Annotated in this window: 10 protein-coding genes; 4 read left to right on the plus strand and 6 right to left on the minus strand. The window is 61.3% G+C overall.

Annotated elements, in window-relative coordinates:
• The first annotated feature begins 16 nt into the window (after positions 1-16).
• A complete protein-coding gene (locus CVE41_RS04265) occupies positions 17-580 on the plus strand; it encodes a fasciclin domain-containing protein (RefSeq protein WP_100259534.1) in 564 nt (187 codons plus the stop codon).
• A 93-nt stretch (positions 581-673) separates the two neighbouring features.
• On the opposite strand, the gene CVE41_RS04270 is transcribed toward CVE41_RS04265, so the two are convergent.
• From CVE41_RS04270 to CVE41_RS04295, 6 genes are all read right to left on the minus strand, one after another.
• Positions 674-1699 (minus strand): aldo/keto reductase, encoded by a 1026-nt coding sequence (locus CVE41_RS04270; RefSeq protein ID WP_100259535.1) that lies wholly within the window; start codon positions 1697-1699, stop codon positions 674-676.
• Between the two features lie 186 nt (positions 1700-1885).
• Positions 1886-2623 (minus strand): SDR family NAD(P)-dependent oxidoreductase, encoded by a 738-nt coding sequence (locus CVE41_RS04275; protein ID WP_100259536.1) that lies wholly within the window; start codon positions 2621-2623, stop codon positions 1886-1888.
• 10 nt (positions 2624-2633) lie between these two features.
• Positions 2634-3776 (minus strand): acyl-CoA dehydrogenase family protein, encoded by a 1143-nt coding sequence (locus tag CVE41_RS04280; protein ID WP_100259537.1) that lies wholly within the window; start codon positions 3774-3776, stop codon positions 2634-2636.
• A gap of 11 nt (positions 3777-3787) precedes the next feature.
• Positions 3788-4765 carry an NAD(P)H-dependent flavin oxidoreductase gene (locus CVE41_RS04285; RefSeq protein ID WP_090480527.1) on the minus strand — a complete coding sequence of 326 codons (978 nt, stop codon included), beginning with the start codon at positions 4763-4765 and terminating at the stop codon, positions 3788-3790.
• Between the two features lie 60 nt (positions 4766-4825).
• Positions 4826-5416, minus strand: a complete 591-nt coding sequence (locus CVE41_RS04290; protein WP_100259538.1) for a flavin reductase family protein — start codon at positions 5414-5416, stop codon at positions 4826-4828.
• 41 nt (positions 5417-5457) lie between these two features.
• Positions 5458-6960: a tryptophan halogenase family protein gene (locus CVE41_RS04295; protein ID WP_100259539.1), complete on the minus strand. Its 1503-nt coding sequence runs from the start codon at positions 6958-6960 to the stop codon at positions 5458-5460.
• A gap of 154 nt (positions 6961-7114) precedes the next feature.
• On the opposite strand from CVE41_RS04295, the gene CVE41_RS04300 reads away from it, so the two are divergent.
• From CVE41_RS04300 to CVE41_RS04310, 3 genes are all read left to right on the plus strand, one after another.
• Entirely contained in the window at positions 7115-10486 is a 3372-nt protein-coding gene (locus CVE41_RS04300) for a TonB-dependent receptor (protein ID WP_100259540.1), read from the plus strand.
• Positions 10487-10654: 168 nt separating this feature from the next.
• On the plus strand, positions 10655-11719 hold the full coding sequence (locus tag CVE41_RS04305; protein ID WP_100259541.1) for a LacI family DNA-binding transcriptional regulator: 1065 nt from the start codon (positions 10655-10657) through the stop codon (positions 11717-11719).
• Entirely contained in the window at positions 11709-12905 is a 1197-nt protein-coding gene (locus tag CVE41_RS04310) for an MFS transporter (RefSeq protein ID WP_100259542.1), read from the plus strand. Before CVE41_RS04305 ends, CVE41_RS04310 begins: the two co-directional genes overlap by 11 nt.
• The last annotated feature ends 81 nt before the right edge of the window (positions 12906-12986 follow it).

The following is a 12986-nucleotide window of genomic DNA, read 5'->3' on the forward strand; positions in this document are numbered from 1 at the left end:
AATTCGGAGAGTTTCCTTGCCTATTAGCACGAAAGTCAAAGCCGCAGCTGCAGCATCGGTCCTGGCCATGGGCGGTTTCGCCCTTGTCGCCGGCGCGCCGGCCCTCGCCCATAATCACGGCGAAAAGAAATCGCAGCCCAACATCGTCGAAGCCGCGATGAGCACCGGCATCCACGAAACGCTGGTTACCGCCGTCGACACCGCAGGCCTCGTCGAGACCCTGTCGTCGCCCGGACCCTACACCGTCTTCGCGCCGACCGACGACGCATTCGGCGAACTGCCTGACGGCACAGTCGAAAGCCTGTTGCTTCCCGAAAACCGCGACACGCTGACTACCATCCTGACTTATCACGTGGTGGCCGGCCGCATCCCGGCGGCGCGCCTGTCGCAGGCCATCCGCCAGTCAGGCGGCAGCTATGAATTCGAAACGCTGGCTGGCGAAACGCTGACTGCCAGCTTCGATGGCAGCGCAATCGTGGTCACCGATGCCGCCGGCCGTGAAGCCGAAGTCATCCAGGCGGACGTGAAGACCACCAATGGCGTCATCCACGTCACGGATAGCGTCTTCCTGCCCGGCTAGCGCCAAGCTCCCGGCACTGCCGTGAGCGTTGTATCCCCTTCGCACCCAGTGCCGACTGTCCCGCCCGGTTCCGCAAAGCGCCGGGCGGGACTTTTATTTGCCCTTGAGGGTCAGTGACCAGTTTCGCGGAGCGGTCGAGGCGACGCCAACAGGCGTTTTTGGCGTGTAGGGATTTTCGAGGCTTTCAACCTCTTCCTGCGTCAGGTCGAGCGACATGGCCGCCACCGCCGCTGAGATGTGGCCGTCCTTGGTCGCCCCGATGATCGGCGCGGTAATCCCGTCGACCGCGAAATGCCAGGCGAGCGCCACGGTCGCCCGTGACACGCCGCGCGCCTCCGCGATCCTGCCGACAGCCTCGACAATGGCGCGGTCCGCATCGACATTCTGCGTGTAGAGCATCTTGCCGAAACCATCGGTTTCGCTGCGGACGGTGCTTTCGTCCCACGACCTAGCGAGCTTGCCGCGCGCCAGCGGCGACCACGGAATGATGCCGACGCCCTGATCCCGGCACAGCGGGATCATCTCGCGTTCTTCTTCGCGGTAGAGGAGGTTCACGTGGTTCTGCATCGAAATGAAGGGCGTCCAGCCATTCGCGCGCGCCACCTCCTGTGCCTTGGCGAATTGCCATGCCGCCATGGACGATGCACCGATGTAGCGCGCCTTGCCCGACTTCACGATGTCGTGCAGCGCCTCCATTGTTTCCTCGATCGGCGTGCTCTCGTCCCAGCGATGGATCTGGTAGAGATCGACATAGTCCATGCCCAGCCGGTCGAGGCTGTCGTCGATCGCCTGCATCAGGCTCTTGCGTGAAAGCCCGCCGGCATTCGGCGCCTGCCGCCACGGCAGGAAGGCCTTGGTCGCCACGACGATCTCGTCACGCTTGGCGAATTCCGGCAGCAGCCTGCCAACCACCTCTTCGGACGCGCCCATCGAATACATGTTGGCCGTGTCGAAGAAATTGATCCCCGCCTCCACCGCCTCGCGGATGAAGGGGCGGCTCTCCTTCTCGGACAGTACCCAATCGCCATGCCAGCCCCTGCTGGTATCGCCATAGCTCATGCATCCGAGGCAGAGGCGGGAGACCTTGAGGCCTGACCGGCCAAGATTGACGTATTCCATGTTCACATCCTTGCCGGGTGACGAAGGCGACAGTGTGTCGCCTTTGCAAATCGGCCCTTAGTCTTTGGTTTAAAACGGATTTTCAACACTCCGACCGGTTGACACCTCGATGTCCCCTTTCACCCTTTGCCACTCATCCCGATTGCCATTTGAAGAACAAGTAGGAAAGGCGAAGCGCGTGCGCGATCAGGCCAGCGACAACCCGCCGTCCACGCTGATCGTCTGGCCGACGACATAATCCGCAAGCGGCGAGGAGAGGAACAGAGCGACACCCGCCATGTCTTGCGGCAGCCCCAGTCGGCCACGCGGCGTGCTCGCGATGGTGGCATCGCGGAACTTCTCGTTCCCGAGGAAGGCATCGTTGATCTTCGTGTGCACATAGCCCGGCGCGATACCGTTTACGCGGATACCCTCGGCAGCGAATGCAACTCCAAGCGACTTGACCATGCTGATCGCGGCCGCCTTGCTGGCACCATAGGCGGGATTGCCGATCAATCCGCGATAGCCGCCGATCGAACTGACAATGAGCAGCGAGCCGCCCGTATCGGCCAGCTTCATGCGCACCGCATTGGCGCAGTCGAGCAGGGAGTCGAGATTGACCGCCATCACCGCATCCCACCCTTCGCGGGTGAATTCCTCGCGATTGTAGCGGGCGATGCCCTGGCACAGCACCACCACGTCCAGCCGTTCGGGCCATTCGAAAGTGTCCACGGCATCGCGGTCGCTGACGTCGAGCGAGTGGAAGGTCAGCCCTTCCATCACGCTGCCGTCGGCCTCTGCATAATCATCCGCCTTGGCGCGCGTGCCGGTCACGTGGACATCGGCACCGTGATCGCGAAAGCCGTGCGCGATACCGTTGCCGATCCCGCTCGTCCCCCCGATCACGAGGACACTCTTGCCTGAAAAATCCAGCGGGTCGGTCATGCTATTCTCCTCAGATCGCGCGGCTGACGACTTCCTTCATGATTTCGTTCGTGCCGCCATAGATGCGCTGGACGCGGGCGTCGCGCCACAGGCGGGCGATGGGATATTCGTTCATGTAGCCGGCGCCGCCATGCAGTTGCAGGGCCTGGTCGCAGCATTCCCATTGAAGGTCGGTATGCCAAAGCTTCGCAGCGCTCGCCTCGTCCGTGGTGAGCTTGCCTTCGAGATGGCGCAGGATTGCCCAGTCGAGATGCGCCCAGCCCACCTGCAATTTGGCGGCTAAATCGGCGAGCACGAACTTGGTGTTCTGGAATTCGAACACCGTCCTGCCGAACGCCTTGCGGTCCTTGGTGAAGGCGACCGCTTCGTCGAAGGCGCGCTGGGCACCGGCCTGTGCACCGACGGCAATCGACAGGCGTTCCTGCGGCAGTTCCTCCATCAAATGGATAAAGCCGCGCCCTTCCCCGCCGAGCAGATTGTCCTTGGGCACGCGGCAGTCCTGGAAGAACAGTTCCGAGGTATCGGCTGCGTGCTGGCCGATCTTGTCGAGATTGCGCCCGCGCTCGAAACCGGGAGTACCGGCATCCACGAGGATCAGCGAAGTGCCCTTGGCGCCCTGCGACGGATCGGTCTTGGCGACCACGATTACGACATCGGCGTTCTGGCCGTTGGTGATGTAGGTCTTCGAGCCGTTGATGACCCATTCGTCGCCGTCGAGGACCGCGGTGGTGCGCACACCCTGCAGGTCGGAGCCCGCGCCCGGTTCGGTCATGGCGATGGCGGTGATGATGTCGCCGGACACCATGCCGGGCAGGTACTTCTTCTGCTGCTCGTCCGTGCCGAGCCGTTCGAAGTAATTGACGGTGATATCGTTTTGCAGGGTAAAGCCGGCGGACGAGCCGAGATAGCTCAGTTCTTCGGCGATCACGCAGTTGAAGCCGAAATCGAGGCCGAGGCCGCCGTTCTCTTCTGCGACCGTGGGGCACAGCATTCCTGCCTCGCCCAACGCCTTCCATGCTTCACGCCCGACGATTCCCTCTTCCTCGTGCTTGTCGAGGAAGGGGGTCATGTGCTCGGCAAAGACCCGGCGAACCGTGTCGCGAAAGGCCTCGTGGTCTTCGTTATAGGCGAAGCGCCTGGCGGTATCGAGCATGGCGACTGCTCCTACGCGTCGATGAAACCGGCAAGGCGCTGGCGGATGATCTTGTCCGCATCGGCCATGATGCCGTCGATCAGTTCCTTGCAGGTCGGAATGTCGTTGATGAGCCCGGCCACCATGCCGCACGACCATGCGCCTGCGTCCATGTCGCCTTCGGTCATGATCCGCGGGTAGACGCCCGCGACCTGTTCGATGATGTCCTCGAATTTCAGGTCATCGCCCTTCTGCTTTTCGATTTCGAGCAGTTCCTCGACCGCATCGTTCGTCATCACGCGTTCGGTATTGCGCAGCGGACGCATGACGAGGCGCGTGTCGAGCTCGCTCGCTGCGACGATCGCCTTCTTCACGTTCTCGTGCACCGGCGCTTCCTTGGTGGCGATGAAGCGGGTGCCCATGTTGATGCCGTCCGCGCCCATGGCGAGGCTGGCGACGAGGCTGCGCGCATCGGCCTGGCCGCCGCTGGCGACGAAGGGAATTTCCAGCTCGTCCGCCGCACGCGGGAGCAGGATCATGTTCGGGATGTCGTCTTCGCCCGGGTGGCCGCCGCACTCGAAGCCGTCGACGCTGACCGCGTCGCAGCCGATGGACTGGGCTTTGAGGCTGTGGCGCACGCTGGTGCATTTGTGGATCACCTTGACGCCCGCATCCTTGAAGAAGGGCAGGACCTGCGCCGGATTGTTGCCGGCCGTCTCCACGATCTTCACGCCGCCTTCGATAATCGTGCGCACGAGGCCCGGATAGTCGGGCGCATTGACCGTCGGCAGGAAGGTCAGGTTCACGCCGATCGGCTTGTCGGTCATGTCCTTGCAGCGCGCGATTTCATTCGCCAGCTTTTCGGGCGTGCCCTGAGTTAACGCAGTGATGATGCCGAGCCCGCCCGCATTGGAAACCGCCGCCGCCATTTCCGCAAAGCCGACGTAATGCATGCCGCCCTGGATGATCGGGTGCTCGATGCCGAACATTTCGGTGATGCGTGTTTTCATGATGGCTGCCTCTCCTGCTGGTTGCTTTTCGCAACCGGTATCGGGGCAATTGTGTCGAGTCTAGCGCTTCGACAGGCGCTGCAACGCTTCCATCAGTTCATTCCCGCGTTCCGTAAGGGCAAGACCGCTGGAAGTTTTCTCGGCCAATCCTTCGTGTTCGAGGTCTTCCCCGGTGGGCGAGCGCATGAGGCGGCCGTAGCTGCCCGAATGGTAGATCAGCGGCTCTGCATCGCGCCGCTCGAAATCGACCACTTCGCCAAGGAAAATCGCATGGTCGCCGCCTTCGTATTCGAACCGCGCACGGCATCCGAAACGCGCGGCGTAGCCTTCTATCAGCGGCGCGCCTTCCGGCCCGTCCTCGGCGGCGAGACCTTCGAACTTGTCCTGCCCCGGCTGGGCGAAGCGGTCCGACATGGATTGCTGGTCCGCGGCAAGCACATGCACCGCCCAGCTCTTCGCTTCGCGGAATACCGGCAGGCTGCCGGAATGCAGCGACAGGCTCCACAGGACCATCGGCGGGTCGAGGCTGACCGAGTTGAAACTGTTCGCCGTCAGTCCGATTGGGCGCCCGTCCTCGCCCCGCGTCGTCACGATGGTGACGCCGGTTACGAAAGAGCCGAGTGCGCTGCGGAAAGCCTGCGGGTCGAACATTGCCGGTGAGCGCTAACCCGCGCCGTGGCCAAGGGCAAGGATTACGCCGGAGCCGGACCGTATTTCTGGATGTATTGGCCGTGACCCGGCATTCTTTCCACCAGCCAGCGGATGGATTTTTCCATCTCGTCGACTTCGCCCGCCATTTGGGTTGCGACATTGTCGGCCATCGGGCTGTTGCCTTCCATCGAAATTCCCTGCCCCATCATGACTGCCGCCCAGCTGGTGGTGGTGAAAAGCTCGTCTTCCTCACGCAGGACTTGGCCGTTCGCCTTGAATATCTCGACTTTTTCGGTGAGCGTATCCGGCACTTCCATGGTGCGAACATGATCCCAGAAGGGAGAATCGTTCCGGCGCGTAGCGTTGTAGTGCAGCACCAGGAAGTCGCGGATCCGCTCGTATTCCTTGCGGGTGATCCGGTTGTAGGTGCTGATCTGCGCCTCGTTGACGCCATCGAGCGACAGCAAGGCAATCAGCTTGTTCACGCCTGTGTTGATGAGATGGATCGAGGTAGATTCCAGCGGCTCCATGAAGCCGGATGCGAGACCGATGGAGACAACGTTCTTGTTCCAGAACTTCTTTCGCCGCCCCGTGACGAAGCGCAGGAAATTGGGTTCCGCCGTCGGCTTGCCGGCGAGGTTCTTGACCAGGATGTCGTGCGCTTCGTCATCCGACATGAATTCGCTGCAATAGACGTGTCCGTTACCGTTGCGGTGCTGGAGCGGGACCTGCCACTGCCAGCCTGCCGAATGCGCAGTCGCCTTGGTGAATGGCGGAGGCGGAGACCCGTCGTCGCGGTTGCAGGGCAGTGCCACCGCGCGATCGCATGGCAGCAGATGCGTCCAATCTTCATAGCCGGTCTCGAGCGCCTGCTCGATCAGCAGGCCGCGAAAGCCGGAACAGTCGACGAAAAAATCGCCCTCGATCGCCTGGCCGCTCTGGAGGGTAACCGATTTAACGAAGCCGCTTTCGGCATGCAGCGAAACATCGTCCACGCGCCCTTCCTGCCGCACGACCCCGCGCTTCTCGGCATATTGGCGCAGGAAACCGGCATAGCGCGACGCGTCGATGTGATAGGCGTAATTCATCGGAGGCAGGTCTTCGCTACTGTAGTCCTGCGTCCGCGAGAAACGTCCGAAGTAGGCCGCCATCGTCTCTAGGTTGAAGGCCTGCAACGGCCTCTTGTCACCGCGCTGACGCAGTGCGTGCCAGACCTGGTGAAAATTGATGCCGCCGAGATCGTATCCGTAATTCCCGAAAGGGTGGATGTAGCTTTCGCCGACCTGCCCCCAGTTGCTGAACTGGATCCCCAGCTTGAATGTACCCTGCGTGGCCGAAAGCATCTCGCGCTCGTCGATCTCGAGCGCCTGGTTGAATTCGACGAATGGGGGAATGGTCGCCTCGCCCACACCGACCGTTCCGATTTGCTCGGATTCGATGAGCGTGATCTTCAGTTGCCGGCCTTCGCGGATGCGCGAAAGGGCGGCGCCAGCCATCCAGCCAGCAGTTCCGCCCCCGACGATGACGATATGTTCGATAGCCATTGAAACTCCATGCCACCAAAGGGCAGCTGTTGCCAGTCTGCCACGGATGTTGTGAACGTTCATATTGTATGTTGTGAACGCTCACAAGTAGCGATATATGACAGAATGAATGCAGGATTCGTCCTGACATATCGCTTGGGACCAGGGAGGATACATGTCTCGCACCAAAACAGGTGGCGCCACGTACGGGCGCCGGATTGCCGCACTGACGACCGCCTCGAGCCTTGCGCTCGTCGCCGCGCAGCCCGCTTTCGCACAAGATGCGGATGAAGATCTCACCGAAGAAAGTGCCGGCGGCACTCCGGAAGAGCTCGATCAGGATAACGTCATCATCGTGACGGGTTTCGCCCAGTCGCTGAGAAGTGCGCAGAGCATCAAGGAAAACGCCGACACCATCGTCGATGTCATCACTGCTGAAGACATTGGGGCCCTGCCGGATCGTTCGGTTGCGGAAACCCTTCAGCGCATTCCCGGTGTCAACATCGGCCGGTTCGAGAAAACGTCCGACCCGACCCGCTTTTCGGTTGAAGGCTCGGGCGTTATCATCCGCGGCCTTCCCTATGTTCGCTCGGAACTGAATGGTCGCGATATCTTCTCGGCAAATGGCGGTCGTTCGCTAAGTTTCGAGGATGTTTCGCCTGAACTCGTCGGCCGTGTCGAAGTTTTCAAAAACTCGACTGCGGACATGATCGAAGGCCACATCGCCGGCATGGTCAACCTCGTGACCCGCAAGCCGCTCGACAAACCCGGCCTCAACATCGCAGGTTCGATCGAGGCGAATTACGGAGACCTGCGCGAGGATTGGTCGCCGACTTTCAACGTGCTGGCATCGGACACGTTCGATTCTGCTGCCGGCACTTTCGGTGTGCAGCTCAGCTATTCCAATTCGGCACTTAAGGCGCGCACCGATGCGTCGCAGGTGGTCGATTCCTGTTATCGTCCGTCGGATCTCGATGGTGCCTGTATTCGTGCGGCGCCGGTAGATTCCAACGGCATTCTCAGCGGTGACATACTGCTTCCGGGCGAATTCCCCCCGAGCGACACCGTGATCGTCCCGCAGTTCGCCAATGTGCGCACAACAGACCTGGATCGTGATCGCGAAGCATTCTCCGCCGTCGCGCAATTTGAATCCAGCGACGGCGGCCTGCTGATGACGCTGGAATACCTGCGCTCGGAAACGAGCTTCTTTACCGAAGAGTTCGCGCTGCAAGGCCGCATCGATGATGGCGTTTCTTCGCCTGATGTGCGCGAAGACAGCACCTGGGTATTCGAGGATGGCCGCTTTGTCAGCGGCATCCTAACCGACGGACGCGGCGATCCGTACGCCACGCCATTCGGACTCGGTGGTATTCCGCTCGACTCGCTCCGCTTCTTGCGGGATACGAAAAGCGTCACGGAAGATATCTCTTTCGACATCGACACCGAATTCTCGGATCGCTTCCGCGCCAACTTCGAAGCGCAGTACATCACTTCGAATCTGCGTCGCGATGCCGTCTTCGGAGCGATGAGCACCTGGGCTGACATTGCGATCGACCTTAGCGGCGACACGCCGGACGTGCAGTTCCTCGCTCCACTCGGTGCACCGGCCGACTACTTCAGCTCGGGCTTCTACACCTACTATTGGTTCGGCCTCGACAGTCGTGAAAACAACGATGGCGAACTGTTCAGCCTGAAAGGCGATTTCGAGTACGACATCAGCGACGACGGTTTCTTCAAGAAAGCGCGTTTTGGCGCCCGTTGGGCTGGTCGCGATCGCACGACTCGTAACACCGACTTCAGCACCTGGGGCAACCTGTCCGCACCGTGGGCCGGCCGTGGCGGCTGTGCACCGTGGGGCGAAGGTCCGGGCTGTAATCCGGGCGGTGCTGGGACGATCTCCTACGACTGGGGTCAGCCTGGCTTCACTCCCGGTCGTTTCTATACCGGCCTGCCGGATCAGGAATTCGCGATCGCTGGCGGGGCATACACGGATGAATTTCCCGCTTACACGCAGGTGCGCGCGCCATTCGCCGACAATTTCCAGAGGGGTGAGACGTCCTTGCCGATCCCCGGCGGAGAGGCTTGGTTCTATGGCGGTGACGATTTCCTGCAGGAATATCTCGATGGCATTACGCAGGGTCAATGGGACGAGATCTCGACCTTTTCGCAGACGCCCGAGCGTTTCAACCTGGGTGTTGCCGGGCGTTCGCGGACCAATCCGATCACTGGCGTAACCACGCAGTGCGATCCGTTCTGCCCCGAAGAAATTTCCGAGGTAACGGAAATCACTTCAGCTGCTTACGCACGCCTCGACTTTGGCACGGATTTCGATGGCGGCTGGTCGCTTGGGGGCAATATCGGCCTCCGGTACGTAAAGACGAAGGTCAAGCTTTCGACACTGCTCGGCTTCGAGCGTCCGGGCGATCAGTTCGACAACGTGGACGTCAACCCCGGCGCCAATGGCGACGGCATCGTTTCGGCTGCGGAAATCACGTCCTTGTGTGCACTCCCTGGGCCTCCAGGTGCCGCACGAGCGTACTGCGCGCTTACGGGTGAACGCCTCGACCAGTACGCAGCGCTCATTACCGGCGAAGGCATACCGGACGCCCGTCCGATCGAATTCGATCATTGGCTTCCGGCACTTAACGTCCGCCTCGACAGTGGAACCGGCGTAGTTATCCGCGGTGCAGTTTCGAAGGGCATATCCCGTCCTGACCTGAATACCTTCGCTGCCAATGGCACGTTCGGATTCAACTCGCAGGGCGTAACGTCGGGACCGCTGCTGAGCATAACCACCGGTAACCGTAACATCCGTCCGACCGAATCGTGGAATTACGATCTCTCGGCCGAATGGTATTTCGATGATGTCGGCTCGCTTACCTTGGCCGCCTTCATGAAGGACATTTCGGGTATCGTTTCGACCGGCACCAACATCGTAAACTATACAAGTCCGAGTGGCGTTTCCCAAGACGTACTCGTCACCGGTCCGTCGAACGAGCTAGAAGGCACGCTTAAGGGCTTCGAGCTGGCATATCAGCAGACTTGGGACTTCCTGCCCGGCTTGCTGAACGGCTTCGGTGGTCAGTTCTCCTACACCTATGTGGACGGGGGCGACTTCTCGAACCCGACGCTGCAGGATCCGGGAACACCGTCGATCGCCAACGGCGCACTTCCGCTGAACGCGAGCCCGTTCGTGGAATTCCAGCCTCTTGCAGGAATTTCCGAGCATACGATCAACGCGACGCTATTCTACGAGCGTGGTCCGTTCTCGGCGCGTGCAGCGTATAACTGGCGTAGCGAATTCCTGCTCACAGCACGTGATGACCTCTTCCCATTCTCGCCTATCTGGCAGGAATCGGGTGGGCAGCTCGACGCATCGATCTTCTACGATGTGACCGATAACCTGAAAATCGGTGTTCAGGGCGTGAACCTGCTGGACCAGGTGCTGAAGCAATCGGCAGTGATCGATTACGACGGGACCCGCGTGACCAGCGCCGCGTTCCGCAATGACCGCCGCTATACCTTCATCGCCCGGTTCAATTTCTAAGAACCGGGGTAGAAGGCAGGAAAACACTACGGGCCCCGGTTGCGAGACCGGGGCCCGTTTGTCTTTCCTCTCTTGAAAAACGCAACCGGACCATTCCAAATCCTGACCGCCAGGATTAGGTTGGCTGTGGATCGGTCGATATCCAATTGACCATTGGGGGGTTTCGTTATGGGCAGGCGCCGCCAGGCCGTGACCATCAAGCACGTGGCAGCAGACGCTGGGGTTTCGCTCCAGACCGTCAGCCGCGTTATCAATAACGAGCCCAATGTCCGTCCCGCCATGAAAGAGCGCGTGCAGGCGAGCATCGACAAGCTCGGCTATGTCCCCTCGATCGCGGCCCAGCGGATGAGCGGCTCGCGTTCATACCTCATTCTTGCGATCAATGACCGGGACCTGACCATCGCCGACTGGCGCGCCCGCGAAGGCCGCGACTGGGTCGACCAGATGCTGCTGGGCGGGATGCTGACCTGCGCAGAGCACGGCTATCGCATGCTGATCGAGCTGGTCGACACGCATAACGACCACGTCGAGCGTGAACTGGGAGCGGCCATCGCCGCCCTGCAGCCGGACGGCGTGATCCTCACGCCGCCCCACTCGGGCAATCCACTCATCACCGGATTGCTTGCTGAGCGCGGCATTCCATTCGCGCGGATCGGTTCGACCGAGCCGGGACCGGGCATTCCGATGACCATGGGCGACACGCATAACGCACGGATCGCCACCGAACATCTGCTCGATCTCGGCCACACGCGGATCGGGTTTATCGCCGGTCCTCCCGAATTCAGCCTGAGCGACTGGCGTATCGCGGGATGGAAAGAGGCGATGTTCGCCGCGAAGAACCCGACCGAGGGACTGTGCGAACGCGGAGATTTCGGGTTCGAAAGCGGCCTCAAGGCAGCGGAAAAACTGCTTTCGCTTCCCGAAAGGCCGACGGCCATCATCGCCAGCAGCGACCAGATGACGTTCGCGACCCTTCAGGTTGCGAAGGAAAAGGGGTTGCGCGTACCGGAAGACCTCTCCGTGGTCAGCTTCGATAACTCGCCGATCGTCCGTTTTACCCAGCCGCCCCTCACCGCTGTCGACCAGCCGATCGCCGCCACGGCCTCGCGCGCGGTCGAACTTCTGATCGATGCGAAAAGAGGCAAGGTTCCGTCCGAGCCCGTGCGGGTCAAGGGTGAACTGGTCGTGCGCGGGTCGACCGGCCCTGCTCCTGCGGGCACGAATGGAGCCTAGCAGGACACAGGTCGGGCAGTCCGAACGCTTCCTGTGGCTTTATGCCCTGGCGGTGGCAGGCGGCGCCGTAGCCTACGTTCCATTCCTGACGTTATTGCTCCCCGTGAGGGTCGGCGAACTCGAGGCAACCGACACGATCGGTGCGCTAGCCTATATCGCCTTTGCCGGGGCCATTTCCGCCAGTATTTCGAACATCCTCTTCGGCTGGCTGAGCGACATTACCAGGAACCGGCGCGGTTGGATCCTGGCAGGGCTCTTGCTGTCGTCGATCCTGCTGATCGGTGTGAGAAAGACCGGGAATGCGTCTGAGCTGCTAGGGCTGATTGTCGTCTGGCAAATCGGCCTCAACATGATGCTGGCCCCCTTGGCCGCATGGGCAGGAGATTGTGTGCCCGACATGCAGAAGGGCAAGCTGGGAGGCCTGCTCGCGTTTGCCCCGGCGCTGGGGGCACTGTCGGGAGCCTTGGTAACGATACCCGGCATAGCGGACCCCGACGCGCGTCTCGCCATCGTGGCGGGAATTGTCGTAACCTGTGTGCTACCGGTGGTGGTGTTCGGCAAACCGGTCGCAATGCCGCACCTGATGTCCCGTGCTGACGTGGACGCACACGCTTCGCAAGATCATGCCAGGCAGCCCAGAAGCACGGTCGCGCGCATGTGGCTTGCGCGCCTGCTGGTCCAGATCGCCGAGGCAGCTCTGTTCGCCTACCTGCTCATCTGGTTCGCTACAATCGATGCGGATTTCGGCGACAACCGTACCGCCACCGTATTCACCTTCGTGCTGGCCCTGTCGATCCCGCTGGCCATGCTCGCCGGTCGCTGGTCCGACCGGAACGACCGGCCCCTACTCCCGCTGAGCATCGGGGCCGGGATCGGCGCGGTAGGCCTGGTCGTCATGGGGATCTCCGACACGCTGACTGGGGCCATCCTCGGTTACGTGGTCTTCGGTCTCGCCACCAGCGTGTTCCTGGCCCTCCATTCCAGCCAGACGCTGAGGTTTTTGCCCAAGCCTGCCACGCGTGGCCGCGACCTTGGCATCTTCAATCTCACCAACACCGTTCCCAGCCTGATCATGCCGTGGCTGACCCTCGCCCTTGTGCCGTTATTCGGCTTCGATGGGCTGTTCTTCGTGCTGGCAGCCCTCGCAGTCATTGCAACAGTGCTTCTCGTGACGGCCAAACGCTAAATCTGGCGGCTTGATTTTACTTGGAAGTCGTGTCACCTCTGTCCATTGATAACGTTCTCAATTCAATGGGAGCGCGGAGGG

Origin of the sequence: Qipengyuania seohaensis, assembly GCF_002795865.1 — a bacterium.
Classification (GTDB): Bacteria; Pseudomonadota; Alphaproteobacteria; order Sphingomonadales; family Sphingomonadaceae; genus Qipengyuania; species Qipengyuania seohaensis.

Coding starts and splice junctions, on each gene's coding strand:
- CVE41_RS04310 (WP_100259542.1), top strand. CDS start 11,709: ATGGAGCCTAGCAGGACACAGGTCGGGCAGTCCGAACGCTTCCTGTGG.
- CVE41_RS04280 (WP_100259537.1), bottom strand. CDS start 3,776: ATGCTCGATACCGCCAGGCGCTTCGCCTATAACGAAGACCACGAGGCC.
- CVE41_RS04270 (WP_100259535.1), bottom strand. CDS start 1,699: ATGGAATACGTCAATCTTGGCCGGTCAGGCCTCAAGGTCTCCCGCCTC.
- CVE41_RS04295 (WP_100259539.1), bottom strand. CDS start 6,960: ATGGCTATCGAACATATCGTCATCGTCGGGGGCGGAACTGCTGGCTGG.
- CVE41_RS04275 (WP_100259536.1), bottom strand. CDS start 2,623: ATGACCGACCCGCTGGATTTTTCAGGCAAGAGTGTCCTCGTGATCGGG.
- CVE41_RS04300 (WP_100259540.1), top strand. CDS start 7,115: ATGTCTCGCACCAAAACAGGTGGCGCCACGTACGGGCGCCGGATTGCC.
- CVE41_RS04290 (WP_100259538.1), bottom strand. CDS start 5,416: ATGTTCGACCCGCAGGCTTTCCGCAGCGCACTCGGCTCTTTCGTAACC.
- CVE41_RS04285 (WP_090480527.1), bottom strand. CDS start 4,765: ATGAAAACACGCATCACCGAAATGTTCGGCATCGAGCACCCGATCATC.
- CVE41_RS04305 (WP_100259541.1), top strand. CDS start 10,655: ATGGGCAGGCGCCGCCAGGCCGTGACCATCAAGCACGTGGCAGCAGAC.